This is a genomic window from Kitasatospora sp. NPDC004614 (assembly GCF_042873675.1).
In the GTDB taxonomy this organism is placed as follows: domain Bacteria; phylum Actinomycetota; class Actinomycetes; order Streptomycetales; family Streptomycetaceae; genus Kitasatospora.
The window spans coordinates 331,556-350,979 of the sequence record NZ_JBIALR010000005.1 but is presented as its reverse complement, the minus strand read 5'-3'; the positions used below and the strand labels follow the sequence as shown (position 1 = coordinate 350,979).

13 protein-coding genes are annotated in these 19,424 nt (G+C 71.8%); 3 read left to right on the top strand and 10 right to left on the bottom strand.

The genetic code is table 11. The features are described 5' to 3' along the window. Positions 1 to 2,749: 2,749 nt before the first annotated feature. The 5 genes from ACFYST_RS15500 to ACFYST_RS15480 all read right to left on the bottom strand — a co-directional run bounded on the left by ACFYST_RS15500 (position 2,750) and on the right by ACFYST_RS15480 (position 7,712). Entirely contained in the window at positions 2,750 to 3,307 is a 558-nt protein-coding gene (locus tag ACFYST_RS15500; protein WP_387862587.1) for a DUF4303 domain-containing protein, read from the bottom strand. Between the two features lie 9 nt (positions 3,308 to 3,316). Further along, complete coding sequence (locus ACFYST_RS15495; protein WP_387862585.1) at positions 3,317 to 3,502, bottom strand: hypothetical protein; 186 nt, start codon at positions 3,500 to 3,502, stop codon at positions 3,317 to 3,319. 462 nt (positions 3,503 to 3,964) lie between these two features. Next, the gene (locus tag ACFYST_RS15490; protein ID WP_387862582.1) at positions 3,965 to 4,633 is read right to left on the bottom strand and encodes an AAA family ATPase; all 669 of its coding nucleotides are present in this window, start codon (positions 4,631 to 4,633) and stop codon (positions 3,965 to 3,967) included. After that, on the bottom strand, positions 4,630 to 6,246 hold the full coding sequence (locus ACFYST_RS15485; RefSeq protein WP_387862607.1) for a Mu transposase C-terminal domain-containing protein: 1,617 nt from the start codon (positions 6,244 to 6,246) through the stop codon (positions 4,630 to 4,632). Before ACFYST_RS15485 ends, ACFYST_RS15490 begins: the two co-directional genes overlap by 4 nt. Before the next feature lie 182 nt (positions 6,247 to 6,428). Next, positions 6,429 to 7,712: an AAA family ATPase gene (locus ACFYST_RS15480; protein WP_387862579.1), complete on the bottom strand. Its 1,284-nt coding sequence runs from the start codon at positions 7,710 to 7,712 to the stop codon at positions 6,429 to 6,431. Between the two features lie 995 nt (positions 7,713 to 8,707). Between ACFYST_RS15480 and ACFYST_RS15475 the strand changes: the two genes are divergently transcribed. Beyond that, positions 8,708 to 8,863 carry a hypothetical protein gene (locus ACFYST_RS15475; RefSeq protein ID WP_363483589.1) on the top strand — a complete coding sequence of 52 codons (156 nt, stop codon included), beginning with the start codon at positions 8,708 to 8,710 and terminating at the stop codon, positions 8,861 to 8,863. A 1,188-nt stretch (positions 8,864 to 10,051) separates the two neighbouring features. On the opposite strand, the gene ACFYST_RS15470 is transcribed toward ACFYST_RS15475, so the two are convergent. Together ACFYST_RS15470 and ACFYST_RS15465 are read right to left on the bottom strand one after the other, a co-directional pair. After that, entirely contained in the window at positions 10,052 to 10,504 is a 453-nt protein-coding gene (locus tag ACFYST_RS15470) for a spore-associated protein A (protein WP_387862576.1), read from the bottom strand. A 255-nt stretch (positions 10,505 to 10,759) separates the two neighbouring features. After that, positions 10,760 to 11,692: a helix-turn-helix domain-containing protein gene (locus tag ACFYST_RS15465; protein ID WP_387862575.1), complete on the bottom strand. Its 933-nt coding sequence runs from the start codon at positions 11,690 to 11,692 to the stop codon at positions 10,760 to 10,762. Between the two features lie 754 nt (positions 11,693 to 12,446). On the opposite strand from ACFYST_RS15465, the gene ACFYST_RS15460 reads away from it, so the two are divergent. Further along, the gene (locus tag ACFYST_RS15460; protein WP_387642079.1) at positions 12,447 to 12,692 is read left to right on the top strand and encodes a hypothetical protein; all 246 of its coding nucleotides are present in this window, start codon (positions 12,447 to 12,449) and stop codon (positions 12,690 to 12,692) included. A 1,146-nt stretch (positions 12,693 to 13,838) separates the two neighbouring features. Next, a complete protein-coding gene (locus ACFYST_RS15455; protein ID WP_387642077.1) occupies positions 13,839 to 14,273 on the top strand; it encodes a hypothetical protein in 435 nt (144 codons plus the stop codon). 1,246 nt (positions 14,274 to 15,519) lie between these two features. Here the strand turns inward: ACFYST_RS15455 and ACFYST_RS15450 are convergent. The 3 genes from ACFYST_RS15450 to ACFYST_RS15440 form a co-directional block, all read right to left on the bottom strand. Continuing rightward, positions 15,520 to 16,464, bottom strand: coding sequence for a hypothetical protein (locus tag ACFYST_RS15450; protein ID WP_387862572.1), 945 nt, complete (start codon positions 16,462 to 16,464; stop codon positions 15,520 to 15,522). A gap of 17 nt (positions 16,465 to 16,481) precedes the next feature. Continuing rightward, entirely contained in the window at positions 16,482 to 16,922 is a 441-nt protein-coding gene (locus ACFYST_RS15445; protein WP_387862569.1) for a hypothetical protein, read from the bottom strand. A 156-nt stretch (positions 16,923 to 17,078) separates the two neighbouring features. Continuing rightward, positions 17,079 to 19,397 (bottom strand): Helicase associated domain protein, encoded by a 2,319-nt coding sequence (locus tag ACFYST_RS15440; protein ID WP_387862566.1) that lies wholly within the window; start codon positions 19,395 to 19,397, stop codon positions 17,079 to 17,081. Positions 19,398 to 19,424 lie beyond the last annotated feature (27 nt).

Sequence of the window (19,424 nt, the reverse complement as noted above, 5' to 3'; positions counted from 1 at the left end):
CGGAAGCCTGCGGCTTGAGCTCCCGCTGACGCGGGAGCAACGCCGCTGACGCGGCGTCAGGCGCGGGGGGACGGCTGCGCCGTCACCGTGCGTGGCGTTGGCCTCGGCTGCGCCTCGGCGGGCGGGTGGGTGGTTGGGGGAATTCGCCGGTGGCGAATTCGCGGGCTTGCTCGGGTTGCTGGGTGCGGGGCTCTGGCGTCGCTGCGCTTCGCCTTTTCGGCGGCTTTTCCCCGGGCCTACGGCCCGTCAATCGGTCGGCTTTCCCGCCTTGTTGGGCCGGTGTTTTCACGGCCCAACGGGCCGATTGGCTGGCAGGGTTTCCCGGGCTGCGCCCGGGGGTGAGCGTTGACGATGTGACGCGAAATTCAGGTAGTAGCCCATCCCTCCGGACGGGCGGGGTGCCGGCCGGGGCCTGCGGCCCTCGGCGTTGACGATGTGTCGCGGACTTCCGGTATCAGCCACAACCTCCCCCCGGGGGGCCTCCCCCGGCACCGGACGGTGCGGCGCTCGGGCCCCGTCCAGCCTTGCGGTTGCTGGGCTGACGGCCCATCCTCCGCTCCCGGAGCGGGGCCTGCGGCCCTCGGAAGGAACCGGTGGGCCTCCGGTCCGACTCGGGCCTCCCCAGCCCCGGTGGCGGACCCTCACCGGCGCCCCGCACGGCGGTGACTGACGGGCCCTCAACCGCAGACTCCGGACCGGAATCCGGCGGATTCCCAAGGAGTATCAGGCGGCGTTTCCACGGCTTCCGCACAGCTCTATCCTTCCGGTTCCCTGGCGGATGCCTAAGGCGAACAGGAAACCTCGCGGCAACCATCCATCACAGCTCTACCCGGCCGCACTCCCGGCGGGAATCCGAATTCCCTTTCGCTCCATTTCTGGCGGCAATCTGAACCCGTTTCGTCGCGCAGCGGCGAGGAATCGAATTCTGGCACGCCGGAAAGGAGCCTACGGCCCTCCACGCCGACACGGCTACCGCCCTTCCAAACCGCCCAGGAAATCCCGCCCAGCGCCACCCGTACAATTCCCGGGGCGGCGACACCAAACCGAACACCGAACCAGACCGCGGCCAGCACGGCCACCAGGCGGGGCGCAACGGGGCGCGGCACCGGGCGGGCCCGACGGCCGAGACGGGCGCAGCGCCGGGCGGCCAGGGCGGGCACGGGCACAGCGGCCGGACGGCCGAGACCGGCGCAGCGGGACGGCCTGACGGCCGACCAGGACGACGGCCAGGGGCCCGGCAACGAACCAGCGGGGCGCGGCGCCGGGCGGCTCGGACGGGGTGCCGGAGCCGGCGGGGAGCCGCCGAGGCCGGCCAACCGGCACAGCCCGGCGCAACACGAAGTGCAACACGCCCACCCGCCCCCACTCCCGGCCACATAACGCCTGGTCAGACCCGCAACACGGCCCCGCGTTGCACCCCGCACCGGCCACCCGGCCGCCGAACACCACCACCAGGACCAAGCCCGCCGAGCGGGCCGGCCTTCACGACGGCCGCCAGCACCTGGCCGTGCCCCGCCGCCCCGGACGGCGCCTCCGGACTACCGGCACCTGGCGGTCGTCGAAACCCGGAGCCGGCCACCACCGAGCAGCAGCCGCGGCCCCGCCCTCCGGCACCCTGTCCCACCCACCTGTCGCGCCCCCACCACACACAGGGGAACAGGGATATCCGCCCACGTCACAACACACGACAACACCCCGCCGCGACAGACAACGCGACAACAGGCGCGACAGCCCCCACCCACCACCAGGACAGCCTCCAGGGCGGCCTGACGGCCACCCAACCGTCCAGCGAAGGGCACAGCGGCCGGGCACGGCCCGAACGGCGGCGCAGCGAGGCGGGACGGCGAAGGCCGCGCAGAGGGACCCGGACGGGCCCCCGGCCCGCACACGGGGCCTGGACGGCCGCCAGCGCCGGCCCGGAACGGCGGCACAGCACAGCAGGCCGGGCGCAGCCCGGACGACCGAACCTCGGCGCAGCTCCGGCCGGGGCGCAGCAGGCCGGAGCGAGACACAGCGGGCCCAGACGGCGCGGGGCCCGTCCCCCACCAAACCGAACACCAACCCCCGCCACCACCTCGCCAACCACGATTCAGAACCGAATTCACACCACCACCAGCAACCAATCCGCCAAAACAACCCGGCGGAATATCCGGCGGAATTCGCACCCGGAAAAACGCCCACGACACCCCACCGGCCCCGCCAGCAGGCAGACAGAGCCCCCGGGCCTCACCAGCCACCACATACAGTCACTAAACCCACCTCGATCGGACACTCGAGATGGCCCGCCCTGTGGTCTAGACAAATTCCGGCCATGGTGCGGTTTCGCCCGATTTTAAGCCACTTAGACTCACTGAGCCCAGAACAGGTCACACCCGCCGGTGCGAGGATGTGTGGGCTGATGACACCTGCCAAGCGTCACGACCAGCCCACCGCCCCACCCACGCCGGCAGCGCCAAGGCCACCCGCCCACACGCCGACGCCGAACACCAGGCGCAAGAGAGCAGACTCGCCCTCGCCCACGAGTGCGCCGCCGAACACGGCGCCCTCCACATAGCGCAGGCAGTCCAGTACCGCGGCTTCACCCTGGGCCAATGAACTCCCCAAGGGCAGCCAGTTGATGGGGAGTCATTTGGCCGTGGCCGGTCACCGGGCGTGGCGTTCGAGGGTGCCGAGACCGAGAACTCTCGACCGATTGTCAGTGCGTGGTTCTCGTCCGATGTCAGCCCGGCCTGATCGAGGTAACCGCTCCCTACGGTTGTGCTGAGGCCGTTTCGAGCCAGCGGGCGAACCGGTCGGCTTGGTCCGGCGGATTGAGGCGGCGCATCCACTCCACTTCGCGTGCGGGGTCCTCATCGTCGGGGTCGGAAACCGCGAAGACCACGACGTGATCAGTGCCCGGGCCAAAGGTACCGGCGGCGACGAGCGATTCGAGCACCTCCACACACGCTTCGTACACGGCATCCCGAAACCTCATGAACTCCGCGCCGTCGGCGTGCTCTGCGGCGTACAGTTGCCGGCAGATCGCCGCGAACTGCTCGACCGCGACGCCCTCCATCGCCCACTCCGCCGGAGTCCACTCGTAGTACTCCGCCTCGGCCGGATACTCCGCTCTCAGTTGAGCCAGATGCGGGACGGTGTTGGCCGCGCAGCACACCGTCATCGCGCTGGCGTCGGAATACAACGCGTACCCGCAGTAGTCCGCAGCCGGACGGGCCTCAAGCAGCCCGGCGAAGGCTGCCCGCGCCGCCCGCTCCACCTCTACCCGCAGCCAGCCCTTACCCTCAGGCACGACGGCGCCAGTCACCACCGTGCGATCTCATGGCCCCAGTATCCCCGGATCCACCGTCACACCCACCAGCCCCACGACGAGGAAGCGCTTCGCGCGCAGCGCCGCGCGGTTCCGCCACCACGGACCGACCGAGGCGGAGACCAGCCCAGCCACCAGCTCGCGCCCGGTCGGCACCGGCAGGCCCAAGTCCTTTTGCGGCTCGGGCCCGTACACACCCGGGGCACTCCAGCCGGTCCCGGCCGGCCACCTCGGTCAGATCCAGCTCCGAGCCGGCCTTCCCGCCGATCGAGCCCCGGCACGTCCAGCACGGGCGCAGCTGCGCGTTCGCGGCGCGGGCGGCCTCCAGTTGCTCTTCGGCCTCCTGTTCCAGGCGCTCCTCGCGGTCCTGGTGGCAGGTCCAGCAGCGGCCGCCGGGTTGGCGGGTCCACTCCACGCGGCGGCCGTCGGGGCCGTAGTGCCAGGTGCTCTCCTCCTCGGGGACGTTGCCGTATGGGCAACAAATCGAACGAGGGCGCTTCAATTGAAGCGCCCTCGTTCGATTTCTAAGGCTGTCCGAGTGCGCAGTGGGCAGTGCTGGTCAGCCGGTCGGGCCGAGGCGGCTGAAGGCCCATCGGAGTACCTCCTGGTCGACGCGGGTGCGGCCGGTGCGTTGGAGGGCTGTGTGGGTGTGGGCGGTCAGGCGGGCCCAGTTGCGGAAGTTGCCTGGGTGGCGTGCTGGTCGGCGAAGGCGATGTCGCCGGGGTCGGCTTCGGCCCAGAGGGGGTGGTAGAGCGGGATGACGTCCAGGACCTCCTCGGGGGTGAGGCGGGCGAGGCGCTGCCAGATGAAGATCCTGGAGGAGAGCATCGGTTCCTTGCGCAGGGTCTGGTAGCAGCCTTCTCCACCGACGAAGACGACGGCAAGCTGGGTGTAGGGGTCGTCCCAGAGGTAGCGGACGTACTCCAGCTGGTCGCCGGAGAGCCATTGGGCCTCGTCCAGGACCAGGGTGCGGGGACGGGCGGCGAGTGCGGTCTTGAGGAGATGGTCGAACTCGCTGGCGTAGCGCGGGGGCTGGCCCGGAAGTCCGAGGCTGGTGAACAGTTCGTGGCGCACGGCACGGGTGGTGGGACGGGCGTGGAAGGTGATGCGGTGAATCTCCTCGCCGGGTTCGAGTTCGCGCAGGCAGCTGGTCACCGCGACGGTCTTGCCGAAGCCGGCGCCACCGTGGATGCACATCATGGCGCGGGCGGCGATGGTGTCGGCGAGGTTCTCGCGCACGGTGAGCAGCGCGCGGGTGGCCACGAGGCGGGCCTCGGGCAGGGCGACGTACTGGTCGGTGGGTGCGGGTGGCAGGCGGCGGGTCACGGGCTGTCCTGGCGGTCGGTCGGCGGGGCGGGCCGGGGGGCGGTTCTCACGGTGGCGGGGGTGGGCCAGTCCGGTGGTGGCGGGGCGGGCGGGATCAGGTCCGGCAGGGCCAGCGCGGCGAGGTTGCTCTCGTGGTGGCGGGACAGTTCCCGGACCGCCTCGGCAGTGGTGATGGCATCCAGGCGGCGGGGCGGGGCCGAGGTGGTGGCGGGAGCGAAGCGCTGGTGACGCAGGCGCTCGGCGGCCACGGCATCGGCTCTCAGGCGCTGGGCGCGCCGGTTACGGGCGCGGCGCAGCGCGGTGAGTTGTTCGGGGGTGGCTTGGTCTGCGAGGTGGGCGGTGCCCAGGCGGCGGCCGGCCGGGTCGCAGACCTCGATCTCGTGGGTGTGGTGGGGCATGAACCGAACCCTGACTTCGCGGCCAGCTTGTCCGGTCATCCAGTCGGCGAGGTAGTCGCGCTTCTTGAAGCGGATGCCGTGGCTGGTGATGACGTGGGTGCGGCCGTCGCTTTCGAGGGTGAACGACCACAGGTCGTCGGAGGCGATGTCGGTAAGCGGTGTGGGGTCGTGCTGCCACGCCTCGAGCGGGGTGCGGCCCTGCAGGCCGTCGGGGTGGTGCTGGGTGTTCCACCAGGTGACAAAGGCCAGGACCTCGGCGGTGAAGTCCTCGAAGGACAGGGCGGGGGCGGTGGGGAGGCGGTCGGGGCGGCGGCTCGGCTGCTTGGTGCGGTGGCCGGGCAAGGCGGCGAACAGCATCCGCGTGGCGCTGCGGTTCAGGTGCTCGATGCTGCCCTTCAGGTGGGGGCTGTAGGCGGGAAGGTCGTCCACGGTCGTTCCGAACGCGTCGAAGGCCGCGGTGACGGTGCGGGAGAGGAAGTCCTTGCCGCGGTCGATCCTCACTGTCTCCGGCCGGCCCCCGATCGGTCCGTACGCACCGGTGCGCAGCACCGCGGAGCGCAGCGCCGCCAGGATCGAGGCACGTGAGGGGGTGCCTGGGGTGACCGCGACACCGGTGATCGCTTTGGTCGCGCAGTCGATGAACCACGTGACGTAGGGGCGTACCAGTCGTCCGCTGGCGACAACGCGCAGCGGGGCCTGGACATGGTCGCCCTCCCAGGTGTGGTTGCGCCAGGTCCGGGGGCGTTTGCCGAACACGTCCAGCGCACGGGCCGCCTCGGGGCCCTTTCGGTACCCGGCCCGCTCCCCCGGGGTCAGGTCGCGGCGCACCGCGCGCAGGAACGTCGACAGCGACGGCAACGGGTCGAGCACGGGGACGGCGTGCGGTGGAGCGCCGCCTGGAATCGCCAGCCGAGACGTGGATGACGGTGGGACGGCTCCGTCAGCGGTGGTGGCCGCGTGGGCGCGGACGAGTAGCTCGCGGTGAACTGCCGAGGCGTTGCCACGCCAGTAGGCCAGTAGCACCCGGACCTGCGGGGTGATCTCGAACCTGTCGGCGCGGCGGGCCCCGGGGGCGTCGGCGGTGACGGGTGTGGCGGTGGCCTCGGCCAGCCATCGCCACACCGTCCGGTCGGAGACCGCCAGGCATTGCGCCGCGGTGTGGACGTGCGCCCGGGTGAGTCGGCCCTCGGCACGCAGGGCGAGCAGACGGCGCACGGCCGGAGCGCGCAGGGCCTTCAGCGACACGGTATCCAGGGCGGGCTCGGCCTCAGCCGACGTAGGCGCAGGCGCAGGCGCAGGCGCCGCGATGGTGGCGGTGCCGTCAGGGGCAGGGGTGTTCACCGGTGTCCTTTCCGCATGCGGTGGCGGTCGGCACGGCAGCGCGGTGGCGGCCGGGGTCAGGGGTTGGGGCCGAGCCGGGAACACGCCCTGGACAGCAGCGCGCCATCAGCACCGGTGCCAGGGTGTTGGTCCAGGGCGGCGTAGGCGTGGGAAGTGATCTTCGCCCAGGTCCGGAAGTTCCCCCGTGCGCAGGTCTCGTCCGCGTGCAGCAGGTCGGCGTCGACCGCGGTGTGCCACAGCGGGTGGAACAGGCGCAGCACGGCGGGAACCTGGGAGGCTTCCAGGCGGGAGACGTGCTGCCAGGTCAGCACCCGAGAAGCCAGGGCGGGGGCCCGGGCGAGAGTGCGCTCGGCACCGGCCCCGCACAGCACCAGCGAGGTCTGCGTGGTCGGGGCGTCGGCCAGCAGACGCAGGTAGTCCAGCTCTGGGGCGGCGATGCGCTGCACGTCGTCGATCAACAGCACTCCAGGGGAGCTGAACGCGTCGATGAGCGCGCGGTCGGCCGCATCCGTGCGGTTCGTCAGCGCGGTCGCCGGCAGGCCGAACGCGGTCAGCAGCGCAGCACGCAGCTGCGGCAGGGCCGGCTTCACCGCCACCTGCGCCTGACGGACAGGCACACGGCGCGACAGCAGACCCAGAGCCTGGTGGACCGCGACCGTCTTTCCCTGCCCCGCATCCCCGTACACGCAGACGATCCCCCGCGCGGCGACCGTGTGCCCGAGCGCCTCGGTGACCTCGCCGAGCTGGCGCGTCGTCACCAGGTGAGCGCCCGGCACGTACAACCGCGCCCCCAGCGGCACGGCCTCGACAGAGCCATCGGGCACGACCGCCGGAACGGGTTCGGCGACCGACGCGGCCTGGCCGGTCTCATCGACCGTGCCCGGCAACGCGAGATCGGCCAGCGCCCGGTCATACACCGCCGACTCCACCCGCCCACGCCCATGGCGCACACCCTGTAGAACACGGCCAGCCCGCTGTTCCCGGCGCACCGCCCGGTGCAGCGTCCCCAACGACGGCACCGGTCCCGCGGACTCCTGGCCCGGCCCGCAAGCGGCCTGTCCGGTCAGCTCGCGGTGCAGCGCCGCCACGTTCCCGCCCAGCTCGGAAAGCCGGGCCCAGAACTCGTCCGTGACCACGAAGGCGCCACGGCGCGGAACCGGTTCCACACGACCCGACCGCCGGGCGATGGCCAGCCAGTTCCACACCGTACGCACCGACACCCCGGCCGACTCGGCAGCGATCCGCACATGCACCGACGACAACGTCCCGGCCTCGTCCACCGCGAGCAGCCGCCGCATCACCACCCGCCGCTTCAGCGCCCGCTCCCCCGCACGGGACACCAGCGGGTCCTGCGGCCTGGGCTCCGGAGCAGCCCCCGGGACGGGATCGGACGACACGGACAGAGGCGCAGCGGTCATGGGTATCAGCCCACTCCCCCAACACAGCAAGCCGCACAGGAACGAGCATCCTCGTGTCAGCCACGGTCCTGGTGTGCTAGGCACAATCAGCGCGCCATGACAGCGAGATGGTCACCTCATGACAGCCAGGGTCTGTGGCGTCGCCAAGCAAAGGTCGAGATCAGCAGCCCTCCCTTCTAATTTCGGGCGCTGCTGACCACCCTGCTGACACCACCCCACCCACTCACACGCCCGGCTGCGCGGCCCTCCGGCCGTCGGGACCGGGTTCCGTCCCGGCCGGGGCGGCAGGGGGCGGCACGCGCCGGTGGCAGCCCCGCCCGACCGGGCTCGGGTGCTCGACGGCCTGGCCGTCGGGGCGGCCAGCGGCGGCAGACAACAGCCCGCCGCGGGCGCGAACCCCGAACCGACCAACCGGCCAAGACCAAAAGACAGAGGAGAAGGGGTTGCCGGAGTTTTCCGAGCCCCGGTCAGGTGCCTTGAGCTGCGGTGATACCAGGTCAGGCCGCAGGGCTGGGTGCCCGCAAGACACCCCGCGAGGGAGCCGGAGAGGTGCCCCACAAGGCGCTCCACAAGATGCGGGGCGGGGTCGGCCGCACCGCCGCCGGGCCCCGGTGCTCGGCGGCCTGGCCGTCGCCGCCCGGCCGCGGGTGTCGGACGGCAGCGAACTGTCAGTGGCTGGCGACGGGCCGCACCGCGCGCTCGGCTGCGGCACGGCCTGCGACTCAACCGCGCTCGGCGGCAGGCCTGGTGACGCACCGGTGACCCGCGCCGCTGACACTTCATGTCGTTTCGCTGAACCGGGTGTCGTCCGGCAAGGCGGACGCGAAGGGGAGGCCGAGCGCCGTCTCCGCCTGACCGCCCCTTGACCGCAGACCCCACAGCCCCTCTCATGGAAGGACGGCGGGGAGGTGGTCACGGTGGCCGACGGACCGAACGGCGGACGCGACGTACCGGGGACGGTGATGGCCGTGGTGCTGGCGGTGATCGTGCTGGCCCTGATGCTCTGGGGGGCGACCGCGAACGACGCCCCGCCCGGCCGGTCCGGCTGCACGGCCTCCTGCGACTGGCACTGAGCCTGCGCCTCTCGACCCTCGACGATGGCCCTTTTGAACACCCCCTGGGGGACTGTCCCCGCATGGGCGAGCGCCAGGTAGACCTGAGGAGCGTGTTGCCGCACGGCTGGTCCTTGTGACCGTCACTTCTCGTGCCTCATGTCGCCGATCACTGACATCTCACGTCGCGACCCACTGACGTTCTGACGTCGTCCGACACGCGCTCGGGGCCGCGGCCGAACGCGACGCGTACGAGGTTCTCCGGCCGGGCCGCCCGCCGGAGAAGCGAGGCTGACGTGGGGCGGGGCCGGATCGGCCCCGCCCTCTCGTGTCCCGGGCAGGCTCTCTACAAGCTTCGTCCACCCGCACAGCCGCCGTTCCTGCCGGGTGGTGTCGACCAGGACGGCCAGGCGCCGGAACTGAGCCGGGCGCAGCCCGGTGAACACCTCGATGAGCTCACGACGCTCCGCCGACAGTACCTGCGCATCCAGACCGACGCTGCCCGGCCCACGGAGTTACGAGACAGCCTTTGGACACGCCGAGGGCCGGCCTGTCGCCCTGGCCGCACCGGGTGTCTTGAGCGGCTTCCGTTGGGCCCGGGCGAACGGTGAGAAGTGGCCCCACCCCTCAACGGGTGGTCGACAGGTCGGCTCGCCGCCGCCGGCCTCTTCTCGCTGGCTGGGCTTGTGCCCGGGCTGTCTACGGGCCTGGCGGTCGAACACCTGGCGGGTCCGCTTCCCGCCGTTGTGGTGGACTTCAGGGCGCCGCGGACCTGGGCTCGGCGGCCTGGTCGTTGTCGCCCGCCGCCTGGCCGGAGAGCGGGACAGCGCAGCTGGAAACGGAACCACCGCGGTCGCCAACAGGCGGATGCGAGGAGAGGCCGAGCGTCGGTGAGCGGCCCGCTCCGAGCCGGCCGTGCCCGCCCTGCCACCGCCCATCGTCAGGAGCGGGCCCGCCGTACTCGACGGCCTGGCCGTCGGGCGGCCGGCGGCGGCGATGAACAGCCCGCCGCGGGCGCGAACGCCGGACGGCCTGGGTCGGGGCCGGGTGGCAGGCCGGGCGGCGCGCACCGGTCTGTCGCCCGGCCCGTGCCCAGGTCGCACGGAACGGGCGGGATCGGCAGGCGGCTCGCCTATTGGCAGCGCTGCCGGGGGTCGGCGCTGATCCGGAGGGGCAGGGCGGTGGCGGGGGCTCCGATCAGGGCGGTCGTCAGCAGTTGGTTCCCAGGACGATCATGGAGGCGCTGTCTATCGCGCCGTACCAGTCGATGCAGTGGCCCTTCCCGTAGACGTACACCGGGCCGGCGTATCCGCCGTAGTACCCCGCGTCGACGTCCGCCCAGCCGGGATCGCCCGCCTGTGAGATCTTGACGACCATCCACGGCTTGGTGCCGTCGTTGTAGCGTGTGGTCACCGCGCAGTTCATGCCGTTGGAGGAGTTGTAGGTCAGGTAGAGCGTGCCGTTGCCGACGGGGGCCGAGTTGACCACCGAGTAGCCGGAGCCGCAGGCCCCGTTGTAGGGCGCCGCGAGGATCTGCTGCGGAGCTGCGGTGGCCGGAATGGTCCCCAGGACGGACAGCGCCGCCGCGCCGAGAGCGGCCTTCGTCGCCAGGGTCTTGCCGGAACGGGTCTTGCTCTTCGGCCGAGCAGTGCGTGTGGTCATGCCGTTTCTCCCTTGTCCGTGGCATCGCTGTGCCTGGTCGCATCGGCGGGAAGCCCTCGCCGGCTGCTGTGGTGGGGCCGTCTCAGCCTCGTTCGCCTGAGGGGGCGGCGTCTTGTACAAATGCGAATGTCCTTGGCGGGCAGGCCCGTTGGGCTGGGTCGGCGCGGCAGCGGCGAGCGCTGTGGGCCGCCGAGCGGCGGTTGGTGCCGAAGGGAGGTGGAAGCGATCTGCGCGGACAGCATGAAGTGACCGCCTTTACCGCTGGGGTGCACCGGCTCCGCGTGTGTTTCGGGCCGATCCGGCCGCCAGTACCGCGCTGGTGACCTGGCCCGTGAGCCGGTCGGTCGGTTCGGCCCGCGTCGGGCGGCCGCGGTGGCGGAAGAAGTCGCGGGGGGTATGGCCGACCATGGCCCGGAAGGCCCGGTCGAGGTGCGCCTGGTCGTAGAAGCCGCATTCCGCCGCGATCTGGGCCCCGCTGCTTCCGGGCGAGGCATCGAACGCCGCCAGGGTCCGTTGGAGCCGCAGGATCTGCGCGACCTGCTTCGGCGGCATGCCGAGCTGTTCCCGGAAGCGCAGTTCCAGCCGCCGTCGGCTCCACCCCGTCAGCTCGGCCAGCTGCTGGACGGGCACTGCCCCGGCGGTCCGGCGGATCTCGTGCCACGCCGTGGTCACCGAGGGCGCCCATTGGTGACCGGCCGACAGCCGTGCGACGAAGAACGCGTCGAGCAGGGCGTGGCGCGCGTCCCAGCCGTCGGCGTCCGCCAACTGCTCGGCCAGGTGGCGTTCCTGACGGCGAAGCAGCTGCCTGATGTCAACCCACTGGTCTCCCAACTCCGCGACGGCGGGACCGAAGACACCGTACGCGGCCTGTGGAGTCAGCGAGACCGCCACACCGGACAGTGAGCCGCTGTGCTCGGCGACCGTCGCCGTCCGGCGCAGGCCTGCCACCATCGAGGAGAGCGGGACGACGGGCCCTCCCAGCACGGCGTCCGTGAGCCGCAGGGAGCCCTCGAAACCGAAGGTCACCGTGAGCACGTCCGTTGGCACTTCCAGGCGGCGCCTGAGTCGGCGCAGGTTCAGCCGGTAGCCCCGGTACCCGAGCACCTGCCCCCGCAGGCGGGTTTCCGGGAGTGCGTGGACCGTCTGCCACTCCCCGTCGGTCTCCGAGAATCCCTGATCCATTCGCATGCCGTCCTCCTGTGCGAAAAGACGAGCTATTGGAATGTCCATGATGACCAGGCGCGCAAAAGCACGGGGGAAAGACAGCAAGGTCGTCCGATGACGTGCGCCAAGGAGTCCCATCTGGCCGAAAGCCGGCTCTTCGGCCGGATCTGTGGGTGTGATCATGCGGTCTGGCGTCGGGGCAGGGTGGGGCGGTTGCCGCCGGGGCAGAGCCTGACGAGCGCGATGACGGCTTCGACGCTCCGGGCCTTCGCCCACCCGCAGCGCGGAGGCCTCTTCGGGCCCCGACCAGTGGATGTCGGCGCCCCGCCGACCGTCCTGCTGCTCTTGGCCGCCGCCAACGCGACGGTGCTGTACGCCACCGCCTTCAGCCCCGCACCAGCCGCTGGTACACCCACGCCCACCGGACCCCCGGCGCCGCCCACTCGGGTGGCGGCCACCACTGCGACTCCGCGCACCAGCACCGGAGGCCGCGCCGCCAGCAATTGGATGCCAGGCCGCGCAGTTCGGCCACCAACTCGCAACGGCCGTGTCGCACCGACCAGCGGGCGGGGTGTGGGTCCCGGCCGAGGCCTGGCCCCGCTCCGCACCGGGTGGCTCGTGTCGGCTACTGTCTGCCATCATTCAGAAGATCGCACAGCTCGCGGCATCCATATTCATCATCGGCCTGTCTGGCCTGGTGACAGGGTGTTCATCCGCCCAGCCTGAGGTCACCCGGCCTGCTCCGTCGATGCCCGCGCTGGCTTCGTCGTCACCCTCCGTGTCAGCCGCGCCGGTGGTGGCGGACCGGTTCCAGTCCGTCAACGCCGGCGCCGCCGCTTTCGTGAACATCACCCACCGCGGCGGCCGGCCGTCGGCGGAGACCTGCGCCGCACAGTGGAACGAACTGTCGCCGTCGAAGCAGGCGAGTCTGGACCGGGCCGGCTTCGACGCGGGCTGCTACGGCGATTCCCAGCCGGAGACCATCACCTTCGGTGCCGACAGCACCCCCAGCACCACTCCCTGACCCCCGGGCCCGACGGACCGGCCGCAACAGCAGGCGGGCACAAGCCGGCCAGCACTGCCTCCCCACCCACCGGTCAGATCACGTGTCAATCGGTCAATGTCACCTGTCAGAGGACATGTAGCCGGCGGGTCCATGCCTCGCATTACAGGGCGGGCTGTTGACCATCGAATTTCACTAAACCGAATGATCACGCAATGGCCGAACCTCGGCTCAGGGGTTCGAGGCCGATGCGCCACCAGGAACACCAGCGGGCCGTTCTGCACGGTCGTGGGGTCGGCGAGGAAGTAGCCGTCGTGGACGGCGACCCATCCGTCGCCGCCGTCCAGGCCGCGTTCGACCCAGCCGACCTGGCGGCCCTCGCCGAGAACGACCTGGACGTCCGGCTGCACCGTCCACCCCACAAGCGCCCAGTTGCAGCCGAAGACGCGCTCGTCGAGCGGAACGTGGACGTCCATCCCTCGGGGCAGGCCGCGCAGCATCGGGCCCCTCGGCACCGCCACCGTCCCCGCGCAGCCGGCGCTCGGCCCCGGGTGCCGACGACGCGGGCGCGGCAGACGTGGCCGGTGTTTCTCCCCGGGGTGCTGGAGGCGGAAGAGCGCGGTCCGCCGACAATGTCGCAGTTTCTCCCCGGGGCGGAACGGTGTGCCGCCGGGGCTCCCTGGGACCGCCCGGACCGGTCCCGGGGCGCGCGGTTTCTCCCCAGGGGGATTCGGTGCGCGGTGCCGGGGCGGGCGCACCGGAGCGGAGCGCGTGGCGGAATCGGCCGGTGCGAGGGCCGTGAGCAGGTCGGCGACGAACCGGGCGAGCCACTCGCACCGGCGCGTTCTTCGGCGAGCACTGCGGCCGGGACCCGCCGGTCGACGACGGCCTCCAGCAACCGGCGCAGCTCGGCCGGACCGACGGCCTCGACCGCCCACTGCGCCGGGCGGTCGGGGTCGAAGCCGTAGGTCGCGGCGAAGCCGGGCCGGGGGTTTGTGCGATCGCCGACAGGCCGTTTCGGTCATTCGGTGGCCGATATCCGCGGAGGATCGCCTTCTTTCCCGGATGCCGCACCCCGGGGTGCGGGGGGCTGCCATGCTCATCAGAGGAATGTGACATTTCACATTCCGCCCATCGTCCCATCCCCGCCCCCGAGGAGAGACACCCATGAAGACCACCGTCATCGCCGTCGCCGCCGCGGCGGCCCTGACCACCCTGGCCACCGCCCAGGGGGCCGCCGCCGCGCCGAGCGGCCCGGTCGGCCCGGTCGTGACCTGCGGCACCCCTGGCGCACCCGGCCCGCTGCTGACCCAGGCCTGCGTCGAGGTGACCGGCAACCAGGTCCGCTTCTACGGGGTGGCCACGCCCGGCGACCCGTCCTGGCAGCCCCGGCTCCTCGGCTTCACCGTCTCCGGCACGGTCGTCGGCAGCGCCCCCCTCGCCCCCGTCCACCCGGGCCTCATCGTCCAGGCCGGCGCGAACCAGGTCGGCAGCGTCTTCTCCAGCGCCCCGTGCGGCGCCACCGTCAGCACCACCTTCTCGGTGGCCCAGCCCGGCTGGCCCACCTCGACCGCCACCGTCTCCACCGTGGTGGCCTGCTGACGCCGGACTCCCGCGGGTGTGCCCCGGCCCCCCGGGGCACACCCCGCCACCACCCTCCGCAAGGGCCTTCCAGCGGCAGCAGATCCACCGGCGCAGGTCCACCGGCACCCGCATCCCGCCAGGGCGAACCGGCCGGTGCCGCACAGCCCGAGCACGGGAGCCGGCCACCGCAACAGCGCCCCGACCCACCGGATCCCGACCGTCCTGCGCCGGCGGTGTCAGTCGCGGGTCATTCCGAAGACCCGCCGGAAGCCGGATCTCGGGAACGCCCTTGTGTGCCTGCCGACGTCCGCGCAGTCCGTCCTGGACGATCCCGGTCGGTTCGGCATTCCGGGCCGGTCGAGCGGTTGGCGGGACGAGTCCAGTGGCCCCGACTGCCGAACAGCCTTCGAGGAGCCCGCAGATCTCCCGCTTCCACTCCTTGCGAGTGCCGTCGAGCTTGTCTTCCTTCTCGGCCTCGCCGGGCCACGGTCCGGCGCTGGTCGCGAGTGCGAAGTCGATCTCGACGAAGGGGTTGCCGTCTCGGAGGAGTTCGAACTCCTCCCCGACCGGTGCGGACCGGGCCCGAGGCCGGGTTCGCAGGTGCTGAGCGACCGGCAGCCACAGCCCACCTGATTTCGGCGAGCGGATGGAACTCGAAGATCGGACAGCGGCCGCAACCAAGTACCAGGCCCCGGCGCAGCACGCCTTGCCTCGCCCATTCGTCGATCTGTGCGCGCCGCGCGGGAGCGTCCCGATCGGCCTCCTCCTGTGCGACGACCGCTTCCCGGGACGGCACGACGGCGGACTTCGGCTCCCAAAAGCTGTCCTGGGGCAGGTCCTTGCGGGAATCGTCGGGCAAGAAGCGGCGCAGGAGCGGCCAGCGGCGAGTCCGGGTGGGACAGGTGCGAGAAGTACAAGCAGTACGAACAGTACGAGGAGTGCGACGGCCCGGCCGCCGGACCGCCGGGTGGCCCGCGGCGGCCGGGAGCCGCTCCCCCGGCCCGCACGAGGCACCAGGTGGTCATCCTTTCCGCTCCACCTGGTGCCGCGACCCTGCCCTGCCGTTCGGGTACTTCGCCCGGTGCCAGGAAGTACCCGGAGAAGTAGTCGGCGCCCATGGACAGTGGACCAACCGCACGCCGAGCCGGCCGAACACCCGACCGGGCGCCGGGGCCGGCCTTCCCGGGCAGGTTCAACAAAGGCGGCCGGGCCGGCGCAAGCCGATCGGGCTGCTGCCCGAACCACCTGCGGGAAGAGGGCCGGCTCAGCCCTGTTCCATGCCGAAGAGCGTTTCGTCACGCTGTTGTGCGGCAGGATGGGGAACCACGGCACCCGAGGCGTTGCGCAGCTGCGGCAGCTCCATCATCAGGGTCATCAGGTCGACCGGCGGGTTGTGGCCTCCGGACCGCTTCCGGAGGAATTCCCTGAGGTGGATCTTTCGGGCCGGGATCGTGCGGGCTCCGTCGAGGACGCCACTGGCGACAAGTTCCTCGGCAAGTGCCGGCAGCTGGGTCATGTACTCGCTGAAGACGGCCTCCGCGGCCTCGTCGATTGCGCTGATGGCCTCGTGCACCGCACGCATCCGAATCCGGTGCGCCTCGTAGTCGCGTTCGTCCGAGCGTGGCAGCAGCCGCTCGGCTGCCCTGCGTCGGGCCTGGGAGTCCTTGGCCTCGCGGAAGGACGGCTCGTCCTGCAGCAGGCGCGAAAGCCGCGCAACCTCTGCCTGTTCGCCCTTCGCGTGGTCTGTACGAATCCGCTCGACGGCGTTGTCCTGCTCCTCCTGCGCCTTTTCGGCGTCGGCCGCCAGGTCCTTGGCCCAGGAGGCCTGGCGGGACCAGAACACGGCGATGCCGTCCAGGACGGCGCAGAGCTGCACTTCCTCCACCTGTCCATCGCGACGCTCGGCTCGGCGCCGCAAGCGTTCGATCACACCGGTCTCGCGCCCCAATGGGGAATCTGGGTCGTCGTACTCCTCGAAGACATCGGCCAGGAAGTCGTCGGCGTCGAAGGTGGTCGTGCGATGGAACAGCACCCGGGCACCGGCCGCACGTGCGAGGCCGCAGAATTCGTCTGCTGTCACCGCTTCGCCGTCCACATCCGCACGACCTGGGTGGTCCTCCGGTAGAGCTGGAATCACGTGCAGGCCGTACTCACCCGCCAAGACGGGCAAACGATCGCGCAGCTCGACGAGAACAGCGTCGTCCTTCATATCGACACCTCCATCACTCAATGATTTATTTCCATGACGGTAAGTGATGACACTGACGTCGCGTCACCCGCCCGGCGGGCGACCACATGGATGAATCGGAGCTGCTGGCCGGCGCCGCCCCGATCGAGGACCTCATCCAGCGGTGGGCGGAGCTGTAGGGCAATCGAAGAAATTCGTCTCGGGCGCGGCGGGCTTGGTGGTGTCGGCCATCGCGCGGTGCCTTCCGGTGTCGGGTGCGAGAAACAGGTGGTCGACCGCGGCGGCGGTTCCGGCGGAGCGGCGGGACCGGCGTCGCGGGCCTCGGTACGGGCCCGCTCGGCCCGCTCGGCGAGGCGGGCCTGCGCGACGTCGCAGCCGGCCATCCGTCCGCTGTCGAGGTCGTCGCTGTGCTCGTCGGGACAGCGCCAGGTCGTGCTTTCGGCGACGGCCAAGGCCCAGTCGAGGATGTCGTACTCCAACCGGGAGATGGCGGCTGACGCCTGCTCGGGGTGTGGCCGGCGGCCGTGGCGAGCTGGTCAGCAGGGTGCGGCCGTTGCCGTGCAGCGCGGACTCCAGGAGAGCGAGCGCGGGGCGGCCCGGGGCGGTGGTGCTACTGAAGTCTTGCGGGGCGCGGGTCAGCCGGTGACGATCTCGGCGTGCCGGGTGAGCGCGTCCAGGAGCGCGGTCTGCTGGTCGGTCAGCTTGCCGCCGGTGCGGGCCTTGTCCTGCTTGCGCAGCCAGGTGCCGGGGCGGAAGGCGGGGTCGTCGCCGAGGCCGGTGCGGTTGGCGGGGCCGGCCAAGCTGCCGCCGGCGGCGAGGTAGGCGAGCAGGCGGCGGTAGGAGCGGTTCCAGTCCGGCTCCAGCCGCCACAGCTCGTCCAGCGCGTCGAGCTTCGCCAGCTGGTCGGCGGTGAGGTTCTCGGCCTTGCGCTGGCGGCGCATCCACGCGCCCACCGCGTAGTCGTCGAGCTTCGCCGTGGCGGGGATCGCCAGGTGACCGTGCTGGCGGTGGAACGCGGCGGCGTAGGCGGCGCCGCGTTCCCAGGCGTTGGCGTTCTTCGACCAGATCATGCCGAGCGCGTCCAGCTCTGAAACGCGGGCCGGGTCGAGCAGGCCCTGGCTGTTCAGGTGGCGCTGGCGGGTGAGCCAGGAGATCAGCTCGGCGTGCTTGGTCTTGTCGGTGGGGTCGAGGTGGCCGTGCTGGAGGTGGAAGACCGCCGCGACGGCGTGCATCCGCTGCCACTCGACCGCGCGCGGGTTGAACGCGCGCAGCTTGACGGTCTGGAGGATCCGGGCGGCGTGCTGCCGGGCGTTGATCCGCAGCCACTCGATCGGTGACTCGGCCGGGGCCGGCTGCTGCTCGCCTTCCCCGGCCTCGGCGGCCGAGCCCTCGGCGGGCTTGGCCGCGGTGGTGTGCGCGGTGCCCTGCGAGCGGGAGGCGCGCAGCTCGGTGATCCGGCCGACCACCCGGGCGTCGTGCGCGGCGAGGGCGCGCAGGACCCGCCAGATGGTGCGGAACGAGCTGGCCTCGATCTCGGCGTCGGCCTCGGCCTTCACGGCCTCGCCGGCGTCGTGGACCTCGGCGGGGTGTGTGGTGGCGGTGTCGTCGCCGACCTCCGGCGTCGGCAGGTAGACCGGGATGATGACCCAGCTGACCTTGCCCTGCCGGTAGGACTGGCGCAGCGCGCGGCCGACGGCCTGGACGATGTCGATGACCGAGGACTTGGGGTCCGCGAAGCAGATGGCGTCCACGGCGGCGACGTCGATTCCTTCCGTCAGGAGCCGACTGTTGCACAGGATGCCGCACTCCTCGCCGTCCTCGCCGGTGTGGGCCTTGAACTCCGTGAACGCGGCCCGGCGGTCCTTGAGCCGGTCGGTGCCGGCCACCGCCTTCGCCCAGATCCGCTCCGGGCGTTCCGCGTCGGGCAGCAGCTCCGAGGCGTCCAGCAGGGTGCTCGCGAACTCCCGCGCTCCGGTCACCCGCGAGTGGAACGTGATCACGCGGCGCAGGCCGAGGTCGGCGACCGCGCGCAGCACCGCGACCTGAAGGGCCAGGCGCAGCAGTTCCTCGTTGGAGCGCTGGGAGCGCAGGTCGGCGACGGCGGGGAGGTTGAGCAGCTCGCGCAGGTCCTCGTCGGTGACCACCGGCACGAGCACGCGGTAGTCGGCGAGGTAGCCGTGCTCGATCCCCTGTCCGAGGGTCCAGGTGAAACAGACCTTGCCGTAGATCTCCTCCGAGTCCATGGAGCAGAGCGCGGGCAACCTCTCGGCGCCGTCGGTGTCGGCGAGGTCGGCCAGGCCGTCCTTCGCACGCCGGTCGTCCGCGATCCTGGGCGTGGCGGTGAAGTACAGCCGGCGCTTTGCCGGGACCTGGGCGTCGTTGTGGATCGCGGCCCACGCTTTCCCTTCCGAACCGGCCGTACGATGGGCCTCGTCGATGACCACCAGGTCCCACTCGGGCAGGTCGTACAGCTGGTGGGCCTGGACGATGCGCTCCAGGGAGGCGTAGGTGGCGTACACGGTCACCGGCTCGCCGGCCTTCTCCTTGACGACCAGGTCGGCGATCCGCGGGGCCTGCGTCGAAACCTGGGCGTGGACGCGACCGCCGGCCTCCGCGCTCTCCAGCGCCTCCTCCCGCGAGCACGCTGCCACGGCCAGCCCGCGGCGACCGCCCCGCAACGACCACGCCTCGGCGGTCTGCTCCAGCAGCTCGATCGTCGGCACCAGCACCAGCACCCGGCCCCGCGCGGCCAGGCGCCGAGCGCAGCCGGCCGCGATGAGGGTCTTGCCGGAGCCGGTCGCCGCGACGACGGTGGCGCGGCCGCCGTCCTTCACCTCGCGCACCGCGGCCGCCACCGCGTCCTTCTGGAACCAGTGCAACGGCAGCGGGTTCACCATCGCAGGCCGGGAGGGCTGGAACGGAGCCGGCAGCTGGATGGTGGCGGTGGTCTCCACGGTCTTCTCCTTCGGATGCCGCGAAGC